We start from the raw sequence: 20,257 nt of genomic DNA, 5'->3' as shown, positions 1-20,257 counted from the left end.
TGTGTTTAGCCGCGCAGGGCGAATCATACCGCGAAGCTCGCAAGCAACTGGATAGTCAAATTGATAGCTATGTGTTTGATGCAGTTGAAGGTGAAGATCAACAAGATGCAGACCAATTGCTTCACCGCCAAGCACCATTAAAACAACAGCTCAAATATCATCTGATTCGGTTACGCTTATCTGGTTTGCTATTTCGACATAAAATGTGTAATTTTATGCGCTTAACGCCGCGTATTCATGTCGCATGAGTCGTTGGCCGCCGCTCACTTGCGATGATGTGAAACGCGCTTTGAAGGTGTTGGGATTTAGTTCACGCCCACAGCATTCTGGAACATCGCATGAATACTGGGAAAAGCGCGTTAATGGTCGTTTGTTAAAAGTCACGGTGGACTGTCCAAAAGCGCCATTTAGTTTAACTTTATTGGATTCAATGAGCGCACAAGCTGGAATTAGTCGGAGCGATCTGTATCGCGCTATAGATAAAAAACGCAAATGGCACTGGCTTTGGTAACGCTATAGCGCCGCCTGAACTGTATAAAAACGATCAATTTGATCATCCGTTTTCTTTTTTGCTGGTCGGGAGTTTGGTAAATACAACACCGGTGCAAATCGGAAATAACCATGCGGTACCTGTAGCCGTCTGACCCTCCCGACCGGCATCATCATTACTGTGTTTATAGCGCAGATCATTGTCCTTTCAATTCGCTGTCTCATCGCCATCAGCAATCGCACTTGACACCGCAGCAGCATTCGTGTTTTTATCCACTTTAAGAGGTGTCAGACCCTCTGTTACAGGCGGAAATGCCCCCGACAGACAGGCAATTTTTAATACCCATCAGTTCTAACTTTTTTGAATTGCTGGTCGGGAGTTTGGTAAATACAAAACCGGTGCAAATCGGAAATAACCATACGGTGCCTGTAGCCGTCTGACCCTCCCGACCGGCGTCGTCTTGACGCTAACAGTCAGAAAAGCAGGTGGTTTATGAATCCCATCGTTCCATCCCTCAGCATGACTTCCCGCGAGATTGCTGATATCACCGATAAACGTCACGATCACGTTTTGCGTGACATCCGCACCATGATCTCCAGCCTAGAATCTGTAAAATCAGCCGATTCAACTTTGGATTGGCATTGTAAATCAGAGACTTACAGTGACGCACAAGGTAAATCGCGTAAACAATACCGTCTCAACGAATTTTCCTACAATTTAATGTTAGAGCGTTACAAAGGGTTGCAGCGTGTTCCCAATAGACTGCAAGAGGAGGCTGCATTAAAAACGATAGAGCAGCTTTTGAAAATAAAACTCATAAGACAATATAAAGTGTTGTCTTATCGTATTGATGGTTATGATCCTATCAATAACATTGCTTATGAAATAGACGAGCCAGATCATAAGCACAACAGATCAAAGGACAACGATAGACAAAAGCATATAGAAAAAATACTAGGCTGTTCCTTTGTTCGTATTCAACTGTAATTGCAACATCGCAATGGCGTTCCGAAGGGTTATTTATCTCGCTCGCAGGCGCATGGTTTATACGGAGTGGGATTATCGGAGAAGGTTTTTCATCTCGCTTTACAGCGTCTTGAAGTGCCAACCACGCCTTATATTCATCATGCTGAAGATGGCAATGAAGTCGCCACCTATGGTTATCTTGAGAGTGATATTGCTGCCGCAGTGCAGGTATTCCTTGATGATGCCATTCAAGCCACGCGCTATATGTGTGAATCGCCGTTATTGGAAGGCAAACGCTTTCGTTATAACAAATCTACAGTAACGCGCCGAACCCCACCGCAGCAATAATTCAATACGACTTGCGCTGTTATGAAAATATCAGCGCAATCTTTCCGCCAGATCAAGTGAATAAATGACAATGAAACATGCGATTGATCCTAAAATTGATAGTGTTTCCGACGATACTGCACCAGCAGATACTGAAATAGTGCCGTCATGGACAGAAACAACTGAGATGAGGCAAGCGACGCCTACTTTAAGAGGCTTTTCTGAAAAGGAAAAGGCTTATCATGAGTATCAAGCGCGTCAAAATTATTTGCGGGTACAGCACAGCATTCAAAGTGAACTGGATAAATTGCGTACTGGTGAGATGAGGCAAGCGATGACTACTTTAAGAACCTTTTCTGAAAAGGAACAGGCTTATTATGTTTATCAAGCCCGTCAAAATTATTTGCGGGTACAGCGCAGTATTCAAATTGAAATGGATAAATTGCGTACTGGACAAGAATTGGCGTTAGCGCGTGAGGAATCGGCGTTACAGCGTGAAGAATCGGCATTACAACGTGAGGCAGCAGCATTGGCTGAGAGTGAACGGGAACGACTGGCTAAAGAATCGGCATTGGCTGAGAGTGAACGGGAACGTTTGAAAGCTGAACAGGAACGCTTGGCTAAAGAAGCAGCATTGGCTGAACTGGCGCAACTCAAAGCGCAATTAGCTGGCAACTCTCAAAAAGAATGACCTGCGACTGCGCTGTTATAAACTAGCAGCGCAATTGTTATGATCACAACATGCAGTTGTGAATTCTAAAAGAGAACCATACAGCAACGCTTTAATGCACTGTTTTCTAAACTCTCACAATAAAGCGGTGAAACGCAAGCGGCGCTAAAATGCGCAATCTTTTTTATGGCTGACAAATAGCTTGCAAATGCACAGCAATACTAGATACACTATTACTGTGCCAATTGATGGAAGCGTTAATCAAAGCACTGCTGAAAACCCATCAAGGTGAAATGAACGCGAACGGCTTGATTTGAGGATGCTCCAAAATGCCTATTTATGAATATCGCTGTGAACAATGCGGTCACACGTTAGAAAAATTGCAAAAAATCAGTGATCCGCTATTAACGGATTGTCCCGTCTGCAATCAGCCCGCACTCAAAAAACAACTCTCCGCCGCTGGTTTTCGGCTCAAAGGCGGTGGCTGGTATGAAACCGATTTCAAAAAAGAGAATCAGAAAAATCTGCACGATAGCGGCGAAAAACCATCCAAACCGGCTGATGCTGGCGGTGCGAGTGCGACTAGCGGCAGTGAAGCAGCCAAGCCAGCCGCGACCGCCCCGGCAGCTCCCAAACCAGCCGCGTCATAACGCCATCTGCTTGCCACTCACCGCCCTCAATTGCGCCGGATGTCGCCATGACCGTTCAATTTGCTGACTTTTCTTTCCCCGAAGCGTTGCTGCGCGGACTCGCCAGTGAAGGCTATGAACAGCCATCGCCAGTGCAGGCGCAGGTCATTCCGCTGGCACAACAGGGGCACGATCTCCTCGTGTCGGCCGCCACCGGCTCCGGCAAAACCGCCGCTTTTTTGCTGCCGATGTTGCAACGGTTCCTCGCCATTCCTGCTCACGCCGGCGGCACACGGGCGTTGATTCTGGTGCCGACCCGCGAATTGGCGCGACAAATTTATATTCATTTCATGCGGTTAGGGAGTTTTACCCGCCTGCGAGCGGCCGTCATCACCGGCGGCGATCCCAAAACGCGGCAAGTTGCGGCGCTGCGCAAAAACCCCGAAATCGTGATTGCTACGCCGGGGCGGGCGCTGGAATTGTTGCAACAGGGACAGCTTGATCTGCGCGATCTGGAAGTGCTGGTGTTGGATGAAGCGGATCGGATGCTCGACATGGGTTTTGCCGACGACGTGCTTCTCATCATTCAGCACTGCCGTCCGCAGCGACAAACACTTTTATTTTCAGCGACTTTGCAGCAGCGCGGGCTGGAAACGTTCATCGCGCAGATTTTGCGCGAGCCGCAGGTTGTCACCGTCAATCCGGTGCGCGAGCAGCATCCGCACATCACGCATCAACTATTGTTGAGCGACGGTTTGGCGCATAAACAACAGCAAGTGCTGCGCCTGTTGCAACAGGAAACCTTTGATAAAGCACTGGTTTTCACCAACACCCGCGACGGCGCAGTCGCGCTCGGCAACTTTTTGATGGGCGCACAACAACGGGTCGCGGTCTTGCACGGCGAACTCGAACAGCGCGAACGCAATCGCGTCATGGGTTTGCTGCACAGCGGGCGCGTCAACATCCTGATTGCCACCGATCTTGCCGCTCGCGGACTCGACGTGCCGGGCATCCAGCGCGTGATTCATTTTGATTTACCGCGCTCCGGCGACGACTATTTACATCGCAGCGGGCGCACCGGACGCGCTGGCGAGGTGGGCGTCGCCCTGTCATTGGTGGCTAAAAACGAATGGAATCGTTTAGAAAGTATTGCCCGCTACTTAAATATCACCTTTGAAACGCGCAGTTTAGACGGATTAAAAGCGACATTTAATGGCGTAGTAAAGTCCAAAAGTAAAGCGCCGTTAGCAGTGCGTAAAGCCCGCGCCACCGCCGATAAACCTGATGCGCCTAAAGTGAAAGAACGCTGGCGCGACCGTAAAAACATCGGCAAACGGCGGCAGCCCAGCACTCCCGCAGTGCCAGCAGGTCATACCCCGCTGGCAAAGCGCCCGCCTAAAACGCCAAAACCTTCTGCTTAAACAAAGGTTTTGAGAATCGCCTGCGTCTCGGCAGTCGCCAAGCGCGGGCCAAATTGCGTCACCAACTGCGCCGCAGCCGTCACCGCTAACGCGCCAGCGCGTTCATAATTCCAACCCTGACTTAATCCGAATAAAAACGCTCCCGCGAATAGATCACCAGCTCCGAGCGTATCAATTGCCGTCACTGGCACCGCTGGAATTTCAAGCAATTGTTGTCCATCCCACACCAGCGCCCCTTGCGCTCCGCGAGTAATAGCAAAGGTCGTGCTGATGTGTTTTAACGCCGCCACCGTCGTTGTTAAATCATCACTGCCTGCCATGCCCATTGCCTCGAATTCATTGGCAAATAATAAATCAACGCCACTGCCAATCATCTCCAATAAACCCGCTTTGAAAAACTTCACCATATTCGGATCAGATAATGACAGCGCCGTTTTGACTCCGGCTGCATCCGCTACCTGTTTGGCAGCAATTGCCGCTTGCCGCGCCGTATCGGAAGTGACTAAATAACCTTCGCTATAAAACCAATCAGAATCGCGCAGCGAATCAAATAACAATTCATGCGCTGATAACTGGCTACTCACGCCCAAAAAGGTACACATGGTGCGCTCGCCATCGGGAGTCACTAATACCACGCAACGTCCGGTATGTCCTTGATCTTTCACCGTATGATGATTGGTATCCACGCCACCAGCGCGGAGATCATCCATATAAAAATGTCCCAATTCATCATCCGCTACTTTGCACGAATAAAAGCCTTTGCCGCCGAATTGACTACACGCAATAATCGAATTGGCTGCCGAGCCACCTGCATTGCGGTGATGCGGACGATCATTGAAATACTCCATGATGCTCGTTTGTTGCTGGTCATCAACGAGCGTCATCACGCCTTTATCAATACCCAGCGCATCTAAATCATGCTGCGTGACGGTATATTCCAAATCAACCAGTGCATTGCCGATGCTATAAACGTGATAGTGTGCTGTCATGTGTTGTGCTGCCATACAGTCTTATGAAGGTGAAAAAAACCGCACCTGAATTGGTGCGGTGCGTATCGTACACAATTGCGGCGCTGGTGGCGCTGCCGGGTGTCAGTTAATAACGAACGCGCAAAATTTGCATAGCAACGCCGCGCTGTTCAAATAAAAATTCAATAATACCTGTTTGGGAAGTTGGTTGCTGTTGCGCGGTATGATAACGGACTTGATATAACGCAACGGCGGCGCAGTGATGACCGGTTTGTTTAATATGCAGTTTGGTGAATTGAATCTGGCGCTGGCTGGTTGTGCGAAACCAATCTGTATAGGTTTGGCGAATACTTTCCCAATTCGCTAAATCGTTTTCACGCGCTGCCGGGCTATACAACGTCATTAACTGTTCCACTGCGCCTGCGTTATAGGCGTGTTGGAATTGTTGCAATTGCGCGGGCACCACGCGGCAATCCAGCGCGGTAGTGGTGAGCGTCGGCGGTGGTGGCGGCGCAACGGTCGCTGCCGCCAGCGGGGCGGTGAATTCCGGTTGTGCCGGAGCTGTGGGCGGAATGGGCGTTGGGATCGTCACTGCCGGAGCGGCAGGTGGCGATTCTTCAGCAGCGTGGGGTGGCAATTCCGCTGGCGGCGCGGGCAATGCCGGTGCTGTGGACACGGGCGCGGCGACGTTTTCGGCGGGAGCGAGTGCCGCAGGTGGTGCGATCACTGCCGGTGGTGGCGGTGCCGGTTCAGGTTCCGCAGCGGCGATGATGGGTGGCGCAGCAGGCGGCGCGATCACGGGCACTTCCGGTGGCGCAGTGACAATGAGCGGCATATTTAACGGCGGCGGTCGCGGCGGAGTGGTTGCGGTGAGCAATAACACGCTGCTGATGAGCACGACGCTGGTGGTTGCCAATCCCAAGCCGATGATTTTCCAGCGGCGGGGCAAGCGCAGGCTGCGCCAATGCCAAGCGCGTAACGCTGGCGCGGCAACTGGTGACGGTGCGGTGCTTGCCGGCGATGTCCAGCCGTGCGTGCCGCGCCGATGCGCCTGAAATGCCAGATTGATGCGTTCGGTGCGTTGCGTTGCCCACAGTGGGCGGGTGGCGTGACGGTCGGGGTGATAGACCTGTAGCAGCCGCCGATAGCGTTGTTTCACCAACGCGGGCGCGGTGTGCGGCGCTACTCCGAGCGTCGTCGGCGCTTGTGCCAGACCAGAAAATAACAGTTGATCGAGGAGGAGATAGGCTTGCCGCGCTGCGGTGGGGCGCGTCAAACCGGCGCGTTCCAGCGCCAGCGCGAGCGTCGCCACCTGCGGATGATCGGGATGACTGAGCCACAGCAACAGCGGATCGAGGTGGGCGGTGAGGACGGGGGTCAACTGCCCGCTGACCAAGGTCTGCGCGAGTTGCTGTGGCCAGCGGTTCAGCATGGCGATGGATTATGGGTTTACTTGGTCAAATTCATCTTTCCCCACGCCACATTCGGGGCATTTCCAATCTTCTGGCACCTCTTCCCAGCGCGTCCCGGGCGCGATGCCTGCTTCGGGAAGACCTTTGGCTTCGTCATAAACCAAACCACACACGAGACATTCATACAGATTCATCTGGCACTCCTGATGACACATGACAACGACATTGATATTGAGCACTGATTTTGGCAAAAAATCCTGCTCGGTGGATAGCGTCCTAACGTGAAGTTGGCAACTGAGTTTAACAAAATCAAGCAGTTATCAATTCAGCGCCGAGAAAGTCAACGCTCGGTTTATGATCTGCTGCCCGGCAGCGCAATTGTTGAGCAACTGTGAAGCGGTGCGCACCGCTAATCAATATCTCATTAGTGGATTTGAAAACTGTTGGGTAATTTTATGCTGCATCGCGTATTTGGATGTCAACGTGCAAACCAGCCGCTGCTGCCATATTGACCAAAGCATCTAAATCAAAGAGATTGATTTTGCCACTTAAAAGATCGGAAACACGCGGCAATGTTACAGCAAATAACTGCGCGGCTTGCAGTTGAGTGAGACCTTGATGCGTCATGTGGTTTTTCAATGCCATCATTAGCGCCGACCGAAGCCGCATCATTTCGGCTTCTTGAGGCGTGTCTTCAATTGCATCCCAAACGCTGATAAATTGTTGATGACTCATTAACTGTGCTCCTGAATCAAATCTCGATAGCGTTTTTTAGCGATACTCAAATCAGAGATACTTGTTTTTTGCGTTTTCTTTTGAAAGCAATGGAGAACATAAATGGCGTTTGCAAATTTCGCCACATAAATAATGCGAAATCCACCGGAAGCATCCCGAATCCGAATCTCTCGTACACTTTGTCCAACCGTTACCATTGGTTTCCAATCGTCCGGTTCATGACCGTGCTGCACTTGGTCAAGTTGATAACCAGCTTCACGCCGTGCTGACACAGGAAAAGAACGTAGATCATCAAGAGAAGTGCCGAGAAATTGAATGGGTTTCAAATCAGACATTGCTATAAAATATAACTCTTAATTTAGACTAAAAAACCAAATATAAAACAAGCAGCAAACGAAAATCCAATTGACTGGATTTGATGACGCAATGCGCATAAAGCATAATTGTAGGTTGGGTTGCTGCTGTTGGCAACCCAACAACTGACACCAACATGACTGGAATCAAATTGAACCCTCATCATAGCAAGATCAACCATGCGCAGTAGCGTGATCACAAATCCTGTAATATGTAAAAATCTAAGCAATTTTATTGAGACCATCAATGCCAGATTCCTACGTTGATCGAATTCTGAAAGCGCGAGTATACGACGTTGCGCATGAAACCCCACTCACTCGCGCTCCGCAATTATCGGCGCGGCTGGGCAATACTGTATTCTTAAAACGCGAAGATTTGCAGCCAGTTTTTTCATTCAAATTGCGCGGCGCGTACAATAAACTCATCAATTTAGATGTTGAGATTCGTGCTCGCGGTGTCATTGCAGCCAGCGCCGGTAATCATGCGCAAGGTGTCGCACTCAGTGCGAAAAAACTCGGTATTCCGGCATTGATTGTCATGCCGCGCACCACGCCCGCAATTAAAGTGCGTTCGGTGCGAGCGCATGGCGGTAAAGTGATTTTGCACGGCGATTCGTATGATGACGCCTATGCTCACGCAATGGAATTAGTGACTGAAAAACAATTAACCTTTATTCATCCGTTTGATGATCCTGATGTCATTGCCGGGCAAGGCACCATCGGTATGGAAATCCTGCGCCAGCATCCCGAACCACCAGCGGCAATCTTCGTGCCGGTTGGCGGCGGCGGCTTGATCGCTGGCATCGCTGCGTATGTCAAGTGGCTGTATCCGCAAGTAAAAATCATCGGTGTCGAACCCGCAGAAGCGCCCACGCTCCACGCTGCGCTGGCGGTCGGTCGCCGCATTACGCTGCCGCGAGTGGGATTATTTGCTGATGGTGTGGCGGTGCGTTTAATTGGTGCGGAGACTTTTCGTATTGCCCGCGAGCGCGTCGATGAAGTGGTTTTAGTGAGCACCGATGAAATCTGCGCAGCAATTAAAGACATCTTTGATGATACTCGCGGCATTGCCGAACCAGCAGGCGCATTAGCGGTTGCGGGATTAAAACGCTGGGTAGAAACGACCGGCATTCGTGACGCGCATTTGATCGCCATTGAAAGCGGTGCGAATATCAATTTTGATCGCTTGCGCCATGTCGCCGAACGCGCTGAATTGGGCGAACATCGGGAAGCATTATTAGCGGTGGAAATTCCCGAACGTCCGGGCAGCTTTTTGAGCTTTTGTAAAACCATCGGCAAGCGTCAAATTACCGAATTTAATTATCGTTATGCCGATACGCAGCGGGCGCAAGTTTTCGTTGGCATTGAATTGACGCGAGGCGATGAAGAACGCGCCGAGTTAATTGAAAAATTGATCGAAAAGCATTTCAAAGTATTGGATATGACTGATAATGAAACCGCCAAGCAGCATATTCGCTTTATGGTGGGTGGTCATGCACCGACGATTGAACACGAGACGCTCATTCGGTTTGAATTCCCAGAACGCCCCGGCGCATTATTGGACTTTTTAACCGGTTTGGGAAAACGCTGGAATATCAGTTTATTTCATTATCGCAATCACGGCGCAGCCTATGGGCGCGTGTTGATGGGCGCACAAATTCCACCACTTGAACAACAGGATTTTCATCACGCTTTGGATGCGCTCGGTTATCGTTATTTTGATGAAACCGGCAATCCCGCTTATCAGATTTTTGCTGGCGGCAATGAGCCAGAGTCTGCGCTATGAATTCACGGCAGTGTTCAATTGATTGAATACGCAATTGACACTGATAACTGATAACTGATAACTGACAACTTAAAAACAATGGATAAACTTCTCATCAGCGGCGGTGCGCAATTGCAAGGCTCCGTCAGCGCATCCGGCGCAAAAAACGCTGCGCTCCCGATTCTGGCGGCGACCTTGTTGGCCAGCGCCCCGGTGACGCTCACCAACGTCCCGCGTCTGCGCGACATCACCACCACGTTGGAATTATTGCGGCGCTTAGGTGCTGATTTATCACGCGAAAATGCCGCCGACGGCAGCACCCAGATCGTCACCCAACCGACGTCGCTGACCAATTTTGCTGCGCCTTATGAACTCGTCAAAACGATGCGGGCGTCGATTCTCGTGCTCGGCCCGCTGGTCGCTCGCTACGGCAAGGCCGATGTGTCGCTGCCCGGCGGTTGCGCGATTGGGGCGCGACCGGTGACGGTGCATCTTGACGGACTGCGGGCGCTGGGCGCGAACATCAGCGTTGACGGTGGTTACATCCGAGCTCGCGCCGAGCGGCTGCGCGGGACGCGGCTGGTGATGGAGATGGTGTCGGTCACGGGCACCGAAAATCTGCTGATGGCGGCGGCGCTGGCGCAGGGTGAAACGGTGATTGAAAATGCGGCGCGTGAGCCAGAAATCGTTGATTTAGCGGAATTTTTAACCACGCTCGGCGCAAAAATCAGCGGCGCAGGCACGGCACAAATTCAGATTCAGGGCGTGAACCAGCTCGGCGGTGGAACCCATCGCGTGATGCCGGATCGCATTGAAACCGGAACCTTTTTAGTCGCAGCGGCGATGACCGGCGGGCGGGTGCGGGTGACGCAGATTTGCCCCGATTGTTTGGACGCGGTGCTGCGCAAATTGCGCGATGCCGGCGCGGTCATTACCACCGGCGCGGATTGGATTGAATTGGACATGCAGGGGCAGCGACCGCGAGCGGTGGATATTCACACTGCGCCACATCCGGCGTTTCCCACTGATATGCAAGCACAATTTTGTGCGCTCAACGCGATTGCGGACGGCGTGGGCACGGTGACGGAGGCGATTTTTGAGAATCGGTTTATGCACGTTCCCGAATTGCAGCGCATGGGCGCGGATATTCGCGTGGAGGGCAATATCGCCATTTGTCGCGGCATCAAACAGTTGACCGCTGCGCCGGTGATGGCGACCGATTTACGCGCTTCGGCTGGACTGGTGCTGGCGGGATTGGTGGCGAAGGGCGAGACGTTGATTGATCGCGTCTATCACCTAGATCGCGGCTACGACAACATTGAAGCGAAATTGCGCGGACTTGGTGCGCAAATTCAACGGGTTAAGTGAGGAATTGCGCGATGAATCTCAACGCTCCATTAACGATTGCGCTGTCGAAAGGGCGCATTTTTGAGCAGACGCTGCCGCTGCTCGCGCACGCGGGAATTGCGCCGCTCGACGATCCTGAAACCAGCCGCAAATTGATTTTAGAAACGACCAATCCGCAGGTGCGTTTCGTCATCATCCGCGCCAGCGATGTGCCGACGTATGTCGAATATGGCGCGGCTGATCTCGGCGTGGCGGGGAAGGATGTGCTGCTCGAACACGGCGGCGACGGGCTGTACGAACCGCTTGATCTCGGCATCGCCCGCTGTCGGCTGATGGTCGCCGGTCGCCCCGACCAGCCAGAACCGAGCAATCGTCGCCTGCGCATCGCCACCAAATACGTTCACAGCGCCGAGCGTTATTTCGCCGCCAAAGGGCAACAAGTTGAAATCATTAAACTTTACGGGTCGATGGAACTCGCGCCGCTGGTGGGGCTGGCGGATGTGATCGTCGATTTGGTGGAGAGCGGCAGCACGTTGAAAGCCAACGGACTGGTGCCGCTCGAACACATCGCCGACATCAGCTCGCGGCTGGTGGTGAATAAAGCGAGTTGGAAAATGAAACATGAAGCGGTGACAGCATTGCTGGCGCTGCTGCGCGAGGCGGTCGGTTAAATCGGATTGTTGGGTTGCTAACTGCGGCAACCCAACCTACGGTGCTCATCAATTTCTTTCTATAGGATGTTGACATGGCTTCTATTATTTCCACCATGAGTCCCACCAGAATTGCTGCGCTCAAAAGCAGTCAAATCGCTGGTTTCCAAACCGCAGACGTCGCCGCGTTGACTGCCGCGATGATCGATGCGATGGATTTGAATCCCAGTGACGGTCAATTTGAAGCATTTTCCGCTACGCAAATCACTGGGTTGACCAATGTCGCAGTAGCGGCGTTAAGTTCAACCCAGTTAAATCAGTTGGCAACCGCGACTTTTGCAGCATTAACCAGTGTACAAATCAGTTTTATTGCAACCAGTGAAATTGCTGGTATTGATAACGCCCACATCAAAGCTCTGACTTCGACACAAATATCTGGATTAACGACTGCTGAAATTGCACAACTAACCGCAACACAAATTCCGGCAATTTCTATTGAAGTTATTCCCAGTCTGACCACGACGCAGATTTCCGCACTGAATTTTCCTGCGATTCAAAGTCTAACCGTAGCGCAAGTTGATACGCTGTCTGACGAACAATTCGCGGCATTGAATTTCACAGGCGGCGGTGGAACTTCAGACAATCACGCGCCTACTGCCAGCAATCAAACGCTCACCGCCAGCGCCAATACCGCCACGATCCTGACGCTTGCCGACTTTGGATTTGGTGACGCTGATCCCAGCGATACCCTGCAATCCGTCACCATCACCAGTTTGCCAGCGACCGGCAGCCTTACGTTGGATGGCGCAGCAGTCACCCGCAATCAAGAAATCACCGCCACTGATATTGCTGCCGATGGTTTGGTCTTTACTGCTCCGCCCAGCGGCAAGGTAAATTTCAGTTTCAAAGTCAGTGATGGCGTCGCGCTATCTACTTCGGCCGCCACGCTCACTTTCAACATTGAAGCGGCGCTTGAGAATTTGATCATCGGCACGACTGGCAATGACACGCTGAAAAGCGATGTCAACGTCGCTAGTAACGATCTATTAAGCGGTCTGGATGGCAACGATCAATTATCCAGTTTTGCCGGCAACGACACGCTCGATGGCGGGGCAGGCAATGACATTCTCGCCGGTGGTGCAGGTGCCGACAGCATGATTGGCGGGGCAGGTAATGACATCTATTTCGTTGATAACATTGGCGATGTGGTGGTCGAAACCGGCGCGGGTGGCATCGATATAGTTGCCAGCAGTCTGCCCAGCTACACCTTGGCTGCCAATGTTGAAAACGGACGCATTGTCAGAATTGGACCCTCTGATCTCACCGGCAATGCGCTTAATAATTTTTTGACTGTGAGCGCAGGCAACAACGTCATTGACGGCGGTGCGGGCATTGATACGGTTGTTTACAACACGGCAATGAAAGCCGTTACTGTTAGCCTCGCTATCACTGCAACACAAATCACTGGCGGTTCTGGAAATGATCGCTTGATTGCAATTGAAAACCTCACTGGCTCACATTTCGATGACACATTAACTGGTAGCAATGGCGCGAATATGCTGGCTGGCAATGGTGGCAATGATAAGCTGACCGGTGGTGCAGAAATTGACACCTTCCGTTTTGATAGTGTGCTCAAAGCCGGCAACGTTGATACCATTACTGATTTCAGTCATGCTTATGATGTAATCGAATTAGATAACGCGATTTTTACCCGATTAAAAACGACTGGCGGGCTTGATGCAGACAATTTCTATGCCAATACCACCGGCATTGCTAAAGACGCTAATGATTTTATTGTGTATGACACTGATAATGGCAATCTTTGGTATGACGCCGACGGTTCTGGCAGTACTGCTGCAATTCAATTTGCCATCATTTCTGGTGCTCCAAAGTTAGATGCTGCTGATTTTATTATCATGTAAGAATTAGAATTGATGCAGTTGAAAAAAGCTGGGTTGCCAACAGCGGCAACCCAACCTACGCTTTTAATAAATATGAAATAACCGTTGATAATTTTCCCGCACAACGGCAGCAAATTCCGGCAATGTCATTTGATGAATATCTGCTAAACACTGGGCAATGAGCGGTATAAAATGTGGTGAATTGGGTTTGCCGCGATGGGGTGTTGGTGCTAAATAAGGTGCGTCGGTTTCCATTAAAATCCGCTCTAATGGAACCCGCCGCGCTACTTCGCGCAAAGCCTCAGCAGTTTTGAATGTCACCACGCCAGAAAATGAAATATAAAACCCTAATTCCAATCCCAGCTCGGCAATCTCCCAACTGTCTGTAAAGCAATGAATCACGCCGCCAATCGCATTGGCGCGTTCCTCAGTTAATACGCGAATAATGTCAGCGCCCGCCTCGCGGTTATGAATAATCAACGGTTTACCGCAAGCCCGCGCTGCGGCAATATGAATGCGAAACCGTTCATGCTGCCAAGTTAAATCGCCGCTGCTGCGATAATAATCCAATCCGGTTTCACCAATTGCCACACAACGCGCATCAGTCGCTAATACAACTAATTCTGCAACTGTCACTTGAAAAGTGCTGTCGTGATTGGGATGAACGCCAACGGAAACTGCAATCTGCGGAAATGGATCAATCAATTGTCGCATCGCTGGATAATGCTCAAGGTCAATCGCAACGCAGAGCATTTGTGTTACGTCAGCAGCAGTGCATTGTGCAATAAAACGCGCAAAATCGCCGTTATAGGGCGTTAAATCAATGCGGTCTAAATGGCAGTGGGAGTCGATTAACATGGCAGTTCTAAAACCTGAAATTACATCGTGTGCGTGGGACGATCAGAATTACTGGTGCCAGCTAAATAAGCCTCAATTTTACGTCGTGCGCCACCTTTATCTTGTTCACTAAATTGCACCCCAACGCCGATAGAACGATTCCCTTCTGCGCCCGGCGGCGTCACCCAGATCACTTTGCCTGCAACAGGTAAACGGTCAACTTCTTCCATCAATTGCAGCAACAAAAAAATTTCATCGCCGAGTTGATAGTTTTTAGTTGTCGGAATAAACAACCCGCCATTTTTAATATATGGCATGTAAGATAAATACAGCGCACTTTTATCTTTAATCGCAAAGCTGAGAATGCGTTGCTGACCGCCTAATGAACTTGGAGTTGACATGCTGTTAATTTCTCCGCTGTCGCACTGCGTGATTGCAACGTGCCCAATCAAGCGCCAGCGCTTCTAATAACAATTGTGGATTGATATTCGCCGCTAATTGTTGACGTGCAGTGAAAATTTGCTGCAAAAAACGATGCGCATCTGCCGCATTAAAGCGCGTCGCTAATGACGCAAATTCATCGCGCCGATCTGGATTATTTAAGCGCGGCGGCGCGACGCTCACATGCAGCCGCAATAAATCGCACAGCCAGCCCGCCAGCCAATCCAATAGCTGCGCTGCGCCCACCGTGTGCCACGCGGCGGCCTCGCGCACCGGATCGCGGGTGCCGGCCGCCAGCGCCAAAAATCCATTCAAGCAGTCGCGGCGCTGCGCCAGCAGTGCGTCGTCATAACCACTCAGCGCCAGCAGCGGCGCTCCGTGCGCCAGCCGCAGGCGCAGTGCCAGATCGCGCTGTTGACTGTGGCGCTGTAACCACGCCAGCGCCTCCGCCTCCGCCGGCAGCGGCACCTTGAGTTGTTGGCAGCGACTGCGGATCGTCGCCGGTAACTGTCCGCTGCGCTCGCCGATCAAGCACAAAATCGTGCGCCCCGCCGGTTCCTCCAGCGTTTTGAGTAGCGCATTGGCGGCGGCGGTGTTGAGGCGATCCGCCGGATCAATCAACGCAATTTTCCACGCCGCCCGACTCGGCGTCAGCGCCTCGCGCCCGGTAAAAACACGAATGGTATCAATCGTGATCGTGTCGGATTTGCTGTCTGGATCGGGGCCAATTTGGATCAAATCAGGATGATTGCCCGCCGCGAGCAGTTGGCAATCCGCGCAGCGTCCGCAGGCAAACCCATCCGCCAGCCGCGCTGTACACAGCAGCGAGTGGGCGAAATGGGCGGCCAGCTGGCGCTTGCCCACGCCGCGAGCGCCGGTAATCAGCAAGCCGTGCACGAGGCGCTCGGCAGCGCGGGCTGCTTGCAGCCGTGCCCAAATCTCATGCAACCACGGTGGTAAGGGTTCAAGGCGCATTTTGTGATTCGCTTTTAGCAATAAAATCAGTGAGATAATCGTTGATTTGCGCGGTGACGACAGCGGGCGCGGCGCTGGCGTCGATGAGGCGATACCGCGCTGGCTCTGCCTGCGCTCGTGCCAGATAAGCGGCGCGGACGGCAGCAAAAAAGATTTCCGCTTCCTGTTCAAACCGATCCGCCGCACCCACTCGTCGGGCTCGTGCTCGCGCCAAACCGACGGCGGGTGCGACATCAAACAGCAGCGTTAAATCTGGGCGCAAGTCGCCCTGCACCAGCGTTTCCAAAGCTGCGATCTGCGCGGGTGCGACGCCGCGTCCGCCGCCTTGATAGGCGTAGGTGGCGTCAGTGAAACGGTCGCAAATTACCCATTGCCCCGCCGCCAGCGCCGGGCAAATCGTGTGCGCGAGGTGTTCGGCGCGGGCTGCAAACATCAGGAGCAATTCCGCCGTCGCCGTCATGCCGCTGTTGCGCGGATCAAGCAGCACCTCGCGGATGCGCTCGGCATTGGCTGAACCGCCCGGCTCGCGGGTGGTCACGCAACGATAGCCGCGCTGTTCCAAAAACTGCGCGAGCGGGGCGACCTGCGTGGATTTGCCCGCACCTTCAATCCCTTCGAGGGTGATGAAGCGCCCGGGGGCGCTTAAATCCCCCCAACCCCCCTTTTTCAAAGGGGGGCTTTTAAGGTGTTTTTTTTTCAGTGGGGGATTTTTGATGCAATCCTTCTCCAACGGGGAATTTTCAACGCAGTTCTCCCCCCTTTGAAAAAGGGGGGCGGGGGGGATTTGTGAGATAGAACTCATTGTTTTTTATCCAAAATGTAGCGCCGCACCGCTTGATTGTGTTCGTCGAGCGTCCGCGAAAAGACATGGCCACCCGCGCCGGTCGCCACAAAATACAGGCTATCGTCAGCACTGGGATGCAGCGCAGCATGAATCGCAGCGCGTCCCGGCAACGCAATCGGCGTCGGCGGTAAGCCATTGATGACATAAGTGTTATATGGATTGACATCGCGCAAATCGGCGCGGCTGATGTTGCCGTCATAACGCTCGCCCAGCCCATAAATCACGGTCGGATCCGTTTGCAGCCGCATTCCCAGCCGCAGCCGCCGCTGAAATACGCCGCTGATGCGGGCGCGTTCCGACGCCTTGCCGGTTTCCTTTTCGATAATTGACGCCAAAATCAGCGCCTCGTCCGGCGTGGTCAGCGCCAGCTCCGGGTGACGTTGCGCCCATTCTGCCGCCAAAATCTGCTCCATCCGCGCCAGCGCCCGCCGCACCACCGCCAGCCGCTCGGTCTGCGCGGGAAAGCGATAAGTATCTGGAAATAAACGCCCTTCCAGCGGCATCTCCGCTCGTCCCAACTGGCGCAGCACCTCGGCGTCGCTCTGCGGTGCCAGCGGTGCGCCGCGCAGTTGCGGATGCGCGTCAATGGCGGCGAGCGCCTGCCGCACCGTGCGCCCTTCAATCAAAGTCACCGTATATTCAATCACTTGCCCGCCAGTCAGCCGCGTGAGCAAGTGCGCCGGCGTCAGCTCCGGTGTCAACGCAAATTCACCAGCTTTGATGCGGGTTTGATCGCCCTGCCAATACGCTAACAGCATGAAATAATAGGGATGTTTGAGCACACCCAGCGCCGTCAACTGCGCTGCGACCGCGTGCAGTGACTGCCCGCGCTCGATGTCAATACGCGAGACGGGCGTCGGCAGCGGCGTGGCGAGAAATTGGCGATAGTCGTTGATGACGATACTGATGAGCAGATTCAGCGCCAGCACCGCCGCTGCAATCTTGAGCCAGCGGCGGTTCATGTCGGTGACTGCGCGGCGAGGCGCACGGCAGTCAACAGCGCGACGGGCAAGGCGCTGCGGTCGTACTGCCGTCCGGCGAGTTCGCGCACTGGCCAAACGCCGATGATGGCGTTGGTGAAAAATAAGCCGCTGGCGCTGGTCAGCGCGGTCAGCGTGAGCGGTGCTTCTGCGCAGGTGATGCCGAATTGTGCTGCAAATTCAAGCGTTACAGCGCGACAGGTTCCAGCAATACCGCTGTGCGTCACCGGCGGCGTGAGCAAGCGTTCATCCGTCCAGACGAACAAATTGCTCATGGTGCCGCCGACCACTGCGCCCTGCGGATCACACATCACGCCCTCGCTGATTGCCGGATCGTCCCATTCGCGTCGCGCCAGCACGGCATCTAAACGGTTGAGATGTTTGAGACCGGCAAGCGCGGGATTGCTGGAAGCTGGCGTGTGACAGTGGCGAGCGACGATGCCATCTGACCACGCGGCTGCTGGCGCGGGTGGCAACGGATAGAGCAACAGAATCCGGTGCGGTGTGGGTTGCTGCGGGGGGCGATAACCGCGTCCACCGCTGCCGCGAGTCAGGATCAGCTTCACCACGCCGCTGTTGATATTCTGTGTGAATTCAAACAGTTCAGCGGTCAGTTGCGCCACGTCCGGCAGTGGAATGCCGAGCCGCGCTGCGCCAACGCTGAGACGGTGCAGATGCCGCGTCCATTGACACAGTTGGCCGTTGTGAAGCAGGAGGGTTTCAAACAGCCCATCGCCGTAGTGCAGCCCGCGCTCGGTGACGGGGAGCTGGTGTTGCGGCTGACCATCAATAAAAACCCGCAGCGGGTCAGTGCCTGCTGCGGGAGTGTTGTGCATTGAAACCATTGGGTTAGGTTTCAACCAAGCGATAACTGCTGGCGCTCAGAGCCGCCGAAACACGAGGGTGCCGTTGGTGCCGCCGAAGCCAAACGAGTTCGACATGGCGATGGTGATTGGCATTTCTCGCGCCGTGTTGGGCACGCAGTCGAGATCGCAAGCCGGGTCGGGCGTGTGGTAATTGATCGTCGGCGGTGCGGTTTGATCGCGGATCGCCAACACCGTGAAAATCGCCTCAGCGCCGCCCGCTGCGCCCAGCATGTGCCCGGTCATCGACTTGGTGGAACTGACCGCCAGTTTGTAAGCGTGGTCGCCAAAAGCGCGTTTAATCGCCATCGTTTCGGCGATGTCGCCCGCAACGGTGGAGGTGCCATGCGCGTTGATGTAATCCACCTGATCGGTGTTGAAACCGGCATCGTTAAGCGCCAGCAACATGCAGTCGCACGCACCAGCGCCATCTTCAGAAGGGGCGGTCATGTGATAAGCATCAGAATTCATGCCCACGCCAGCGAGTTCGGCGTAAATGGTCGCGCCCCGTGCTTTGGCGTGTTCGTACTCTTCCAACACCATCACGCCTGCACCGTCGCTCAATACAAAACCATCGCGGTCTTTATCAAACGGACGGCTGGCACCTTCGGGATCATCGTTGCGACTCGATAACGCCCGCGCTGCCGCAAAACCGCCGAGTCCGACTGGTGAAGTGGCCATTTCTGCGCCGCCAGCAACCATGACATCGACATAGCCATGACGAATCATAATGGCCGCTTCGCCGATATTGTGGGAACCGGTGCTACACGCCGAGACGATGGAATAATTCGGCCCTTTTAAGCCAAATTTAATTGATAAATTACCGGCGACCATATTGATGATATTTGCCGGTACAAAGAATGGTGAAATTCGGCGCGGCCCTTTGTCTTGATAGGCTTGGTAATTGTTTTCAATGCCGGTAATACCGCCAATTCCTGATCCAATCGCAACCCCAATCCGCCGCCGATTAGAATCATCAATCACTAATCCAGAATCAGCAATCGCCCGACAGCCAGCAACCATGCCGTAATGAATAAACTTATCCATTTTTTTCGCTTCTTTTTCCGAGATAAATTCCCCCGGATCAAAGCCATAAATCGGCCCGCCGAAGCGGGTGCTGAACGGTGCGATATCGAAGTGGGTAATCGGTTTAATCCCACTCCTGCCGGCCAAGATGCTGTCCCATGCAGACTTCACGTCCAGACCAACCGGAGCTACAAGGCCCAACCCAGTGACGACTACCCTTCTGCCTGTCATTACGTACCTCTATCGTTCAGAACGCCACCATCGACGCGCCCAGACTGCGCGGCAGGTGATGCCTTATGAAAAGGCATCCTCTGGCGCATTTCGACATAAGAAACTGTTATGCCTTATGTGCGTTGATGTAGTTAATAGCCTGTTGAACCGTCGTGATCTTCTCAGCATCTTCGTCTGGAATCTCGGTTTCAAACGCTTCTTCCAGCGCCATCACCAATTCAACGGTATCAAGAGAATCCGCGCCCAGATCGTCAACGAAAGACGCTTCTGGAGTCACTTCTTCTTCTTTGACGCTTAATTGCTCAATAACGATTTTGCGCACCCGCTCTTCAACGCTACTCATAAAAATGACTTCTCCAAGTGAAAAAAATGATCCTCACGGGATCACGCTGCATTCTAGTGACAAACGACAAGCGATGAAAGCTG

Annotated in this window: 24 protein-coding genes; 11 read left to right on the top strand and 13 right to left on the bottom strand. The window is 53.0% G+C overall.

Annotated elements, in window-relative coordinates; all coding sequences use genetic code 11:
• From CKO12_RS10545 to CKO12_RS10515, 7 genes are all read left to right on the top strand, one after another.
• Positions 1-248, top strand: a 248-nt coding sequence (locus CKO12_RS10545) for a hypothetical protein (RefSeq protein ID WP_200154703.1), incomplete at its 5' end; no start/stop codon positions are given.
• Positions 245-511, top strand: coding sequence for a type II toxin-antitoxin system HicA family toxin (locus CKO12_RS10540; protein WP_200154702.1), 267 nt, complete (start codon positions 245-247; stop codon positions 509-511). The genes CKO12_RS10545 and CKO12_RS10540, both read left to right, overlap by 4 nt.
• Positions 512-982: 471 nt before the next feature.
• Complete coding sequence (locus tag CKO12_RS10535) at positions 983-1,477, top strand: Rha family transcriptional regulator (RefSeq protein WP_200154701.1); 495 nt, start codon at positions 983-985, stop codon at positions 1,475-1,477.
• Entirely contained in the window at positions 1,478-1,804 is a 327-nt protein-coding gene (locus CKO12_RS10530; RefSeq protein WP_200154700.1) for a hypothetical protein, read from the top strand.
• A 64-nt stretch (positions 1,805-1,868) separates the two neighbouring features.
• Positions 1,869-2,474 carry a hypothetical protein gene (locus CKO12_RS14975; protein ID WP_242466298.1) on the top strand — a complete coding sequence of 202 codons (606 nt, stop codon included), beginning with the start codon at positions 1,869-1,871 and terminating at the stop codon, positions 2,472-2,474.
• Positions 2,475-2,782: 308 nt separating this feature from the next.
• Positions 2,783-3,103, top strand: a complete 321-nt coding sequence (locus CKO12_RS10520; protein ID WP_200154699.1) for an FmdB family zinc ribbon protein — start codon at positions 2,783-2,785, stop codon at positions 3,101-3,103.
• A gap of 47 nt (positions 3,104-3,150) precedes the next feature.
• Complete coding sequence (locus CKO12_RS10515) at positions 3,151-4,503, top strand: DEAD/DEAH box helicase (protein WP_200154698.1); 1,353 nt, start codon at positions 3,151-3,153, stop codon at positions 4,501-4,503.
• On the opposite strand, the gene CKO12_RS10510 is transcribed toward CKO12_RS10515, so the two are convergent.
• From CKO12_RS10510 to CKO12_RS10490, 5 genes are all read right to left on the bottom strand, one after another.
• Positions 4,500-5,492 carry an adenosine kinase gene (locus CKO12_RS10510; protein WP_200154697.1) on the bottom strand — a complete coding sequence of 331 codons (993 nt, stop codon included), beginning with the start codon at positions 5,490-5,492 and terminating at the stop codon, positions 4,500-4,502. The genes CKO12_RS10515 and CKO12_RS10510 overlap by 4 nt on opposite strands.
• A 106-nt stretch (positions 5,493-5,598) precedes the next feature.
• Entirely contained in the window at positions 5,599-6,903 is a 1,305-nt protein-coding gene (locus CKO12_RS10505; protein WP_200154696.1) for a J domain-containing protein, read from the bottom strand.
• 9 nt (positions 6,904-6,912) lie between these two features.
• Positions 6,913-7,077, bottom strand: a complete 165-nt coding sequence (locus tag CKO12_RS10500; RefSeq protein ID WP_200154695.1) for a rubredoxin — start codon at positions 7,075-7,077, stop codon at positions 6,913-6,915.
• Positions 7,078-7,336: 259 nt separating this feature from the next.
• Positions 7,337-7,618 carry a helix-turn-helix domain-containing protein gene (locus tag CKO12_RS10495; protein WP_105074429.1) on the bottom strand — a complete coding sequence of 94 codons (282 nt, stop codon included), beginning with the start codon at positions 7,616-7,618 and terminating at the stop codon, positions 7,337-7,339.
• A complete protein-coding gene (locus tag CKO12_RS10490) occupies positions 7,618-7,953 on the bottom strand; it encodes a type II toxin-antitoxin system RelE/ParE family toxin (RefSeq protein WP_105074430.1) in 336 nt (111 codons plus the stop codon). Before CKO12_RS10490 ends, CKO12_RS10495 begins: the two co-directional genes overlap by 1 nt.
• A gap of 265 nt (positions 7,954-8,218) precedes the next feature.
• Between CKO12_RS10490 and ilvA the strand changes: the two genes are divergently transcribed.
• The 4 genes from ilvA to CKO12_RS10470 all read left to right on the top strand — a co-directional run bounded on the left by ilvA (position 8,219) and on the right by CKO12_RS10470 (position 13,655).
• The gene (gene ilvA, locus CKO12_RS10485) at positions 8,219-9,757 is read left to right on the top strand and encodes a threonine ammonia-lyase, biosynthetic (protein WP_105074432.1); all 1,539 of its coding nucleotides are present in this window, start codon (positions 8,219-8,221) and stop codon (positions 9,755-9,757) included.
• 78 nt (positions 9,758-9,835) lie between these two features.
• Entirely contained in the window at positions 9,836-11,104 is a 1,269-nt protein-coding gene (gene murA / locus CKO12_RS10480) for a UDP-N-acetylglucosamine 1-carboxyvinyltransferase (protein ID WP_200154694.1), read from the top strand.
• Between the two features lie 11 nt (positions 11,105-11,115).
• Entirely contained in the window at positions 11,116-11,754 is a 639-nt protein-coding gene (gene hisG / locus CKO12_RS10475; protein WP_200154693.1) for an ATP phosphoribosyltransferase, read from the top strand.
• A 74-nt stretch (positions 11,755-11,828) separates the two neighbouring features.
• On the top strand, positions 11,829-13,655 hold the full coding sequence (locus tag CKO12_RS10470; protein WP_200154692.1) for a calcium-binding protein: 1,827 nt from the start codon (positions 11,829-11,831) through the stop codon (positions 13,653-13,655).
• Positions 13,656-13,718: 63 nt separating this feature from the next.
• Here CKO12_RS10470 and CKO12_RS10465 read toward each other — a convergent pair whose 3' ends face one another.
• The 8 genes from CKO12_RS10465 to acpP form a co-directional block, all read right to left on the bottom strand.
• Positions 13,719-14,492 carry a TatD family hydrolase gene (locus CKO12_RS10465; protein WP_200154691.1) on the bottom strand — a complete coding sequence of 258 codons (774 nt, stop codon included), beginning with the start codon at positions 14,490-14,492 and terminating at the stop codon, positions 13,719-13,721.
• Between the two features lie 20 nt (positions 14,493-14,512).
• Positions 14,513-14,872 (bottom strand): PilZ domain-containing protein, encoded by a 360-nt coding sequence (locus CKO12_RS10460; RefSeq protein WP_200154690.1) that lies wholly within the window; start codon positions 14,870-14,872, stop codon positions 14,513-14,515.
• Between the two features lie 4 nt (positions 14,873-14,876).
• Positions 14,877-15,887 carry a DNA polymerase III subunit delta' gene (gene holB, locus CKO12_RS10455; protein WP_200154689.1) on the bottom strand — a complete coding sequence of 337 codons (1,011 nt, stop codon included), beginning with the start codon at positions 15,885-15,887 and terminating at the stop codon, positions 14,877-14,879.
• Positions 15,877-16,689 carry a dTMP kinase gene (gene tmk / locus CKO12_RS10450; RefSeq protein WP_200154688.1) on the bottom strand — a complete coding sequence of 271 codons (813 nt, stop codon included), beginning with the start codon at positions 16,687-16,689 and terminating at the stop codon, positions 15,877-15,879. The genes holB and tmk overlap by 11 nt, the downstream gene beginning before the upstream one ends.
• A complete protein-coding gene (gene mltG, locus CKO12_RS10445; protein WP_200154687.1) occupies positions 16,686-17,693 on the bottom strand; it encodes an endolytic transglycosylase MltG in 1,008 nt (335 codons plus the stop codon). Before mltG ends, tmk begins: the two co-directional genes overlap by 4 nt.
• Complete coding sequence (pabC, locus tag CKO12_RS10440) at positions 17,690-18,547, bottom strand: aminodeoxychorismate lyase (protein ID WP_200154686.1); 858 nt, start codon at positions 18,545-18,547, stop codon at positions 17,690-17,692. Before pabC ends, mltG begins: the two co-directional genes overlap by 4 nt.
• 45 nt (positions 18,548-18,592) lie before the next feature.
• Positions 18,593-19,831: a beta-ketoacyl-ACP synthase II gene (fabF, locus tag CKO12_RS10435; RefSeq protein WP_200154685.1), complete on the bottom strand. Its 1,239-nt coding sequence runs from the start codon at positions 19,829-19,831 to the stop codon at positions 18,593-18,595.
• A 106-nt stretch (positions 19,832-19,937) separates the two neighbouring features.
• Positions 19,938-20,174, bottom strand: a complete 237-nt coding sequence (gene acpP, locus CKO12_RS10430) for an acyl carrier protein (RefSeq protein WP_200154684.1) — start codon at positions 20,172-20,174, stop codon at positions 19,938-19,940.
• Between the last annotated feature and the right edge of the window lie 83 nt (positions 20,175-20,257).

This window comes from Chromatium okenii, from assembly GCF_016583745.1.
GTDB classification, from domain to species: Bacteria; Pseudomonadota; Gammaproteobacteria; order Chromatiales; family Chromatiaceae; genus Chromatium; species Chromatium okenii.
Note: the sequence above shows the minus strand (reverse complement) of the source record. Positions and strands in the feature narration are given on the sequence as shown.

Coding starts and splice junctions, on each gene's coding strand:
- CKO12_RS10460 (WP_200154690.1), bottom strand. CDS start 14,872: ATGTCAACTCCAAGTTCATTAGGCGGTCAGCAACGCATTCTCAGCTTT.
- CKO12_RS10535 (WP_200154701.1), top strand. CDS start 983: ATGAATCCCATCGTTCCATCCCTCAGCATGACTTCCCGCGAGATTGCT.
- CKO12_RS14975 (WP_242466298.1), top strand. CDS start 1,869: ATGACAATGAAACATGCGATTGATCCTAAAATTGATAGTGTTTCCGAC.
- CKO12_RS10505 (WP_200154696.1), bottom strand. CDS start 6,903: ATGCTGAACCGCTGGCCACAGCAACTCGCGCAGACCTTGGTCAGCGGG.
- tmk (WP_200154688.1), bottom strand. CDS start 16,689: ATGAGTTCTATCTCACAAATCCCCCCCGCCCCCCTTTTTCAAAGGGGG.
- CKO12_RS10495 (WP_105074429.1), bottom strand. CDS start 7,618: ATGAGTCATCAACAATTTATCAGCGTTTGGGATGCAATTGAAGACACG.
- hisG (WP_200154693.1), top strand. CDS start 11,116: ATGAATCTCAACGCTCCATTAACGATTGCGCTGTCGAAAGGGCGCATT.
- CKO12_RS10520 (WP_200154699.1), top strand. CDS start 2,783: ATGCCTATTTATGAATATCGCTGTGAACAATGCGGTCACACGTTAGAA.
- CKO12_RS10465 (WP_200154691.1), bottom strand. CDS start 14,492: ATGTTAATCGACTCCCACTGCCATTTAGACCGCATTGATTTAACGCCC.
- CKO12_RS10470 (WP_200154692.1), top strand. CDS start 11,829: ATGGCTTCTATTATTTCCACCATGAGTCCCACCAGAATTGCTGCGCTC.
- CKO12_RS10540 (WP_200154702.1), top strand. CDS start 245: ATGAGTCGTTGGCCGCCGCTCACTTGCGATGATGTGAAACGCGCTTTG.
- mltG (WP_200154687.1), bottom strand. CDS start 17,693: ATGAACCGCCGCTGGCTCAAGATTGCAGCGGCGGTGCTGGCGCTGAAT.
- CKO12_RS10490 (WP_105074430.1), bottom strand. CDS start 7,953: ATGTCTGATTTGAAACCCATTCAATTTCTCGGCACTTCTCTTGATGAT.
- CKO12_RS10510 (WP_200154697.1), bottom strand. CDS start 5,492: ATGACAGCACACTATCACGTTTATAGCATCGGCAATGCACTGGTTGAT.
- CKO12_RS10515 (WP_200154698.1), top strand. CDS start 3,151: ATGACCGTTCAATTTGCTGACTTTTCTTTCCCCGAAGCGTTGCTGCGC.
- CKO12_RS10500 (WP_200154695.1), bottom strand. CDS start 7,077: ATGAATCTGTATGAATGTCTCGTGTGTGGTTTGGTTTATGACGAAGCC.
- fabF (WP_200154685.1), bottom strand. CDS start 19,831: ATGACAGGCAGAAGGGTAGTCGTCACTGGGTTGGGCCTTGTAGCTCCG.
- holB (WP_200154689.1), bottom strand. CDS start 15,887: ATGCGCCTTGAACCCTTACCACCGTGGTTGCATGAGATTTGGGCACGG.
- ilvA (WP_105074432.1), top strand. CDS start 8,219: ATGCCAGATTCCTACGTTGATCGAATTCTGAAAGCGCGAGTATACGAC.
- acpP (WP_200154684.1), bottom strand. CDS start 20,174: ATGAGTAGCGTTGAAGAGCGGGTGCGCAAAATCGTTATTGAGCAATTA.
- pabC (WP_200154686.1), bottom strand. CDS start 18,547: ATGCACAACACTCCCGCAGCAGGCACTGACCCGCTGCGGGTTTTTATT.
- murA (WP_200154694.1), top strand. CDS start 9,836: ATGGATAAACTTCTCATCAGCGGCGGTGCGCAATTGCAAGGCTCCGTC.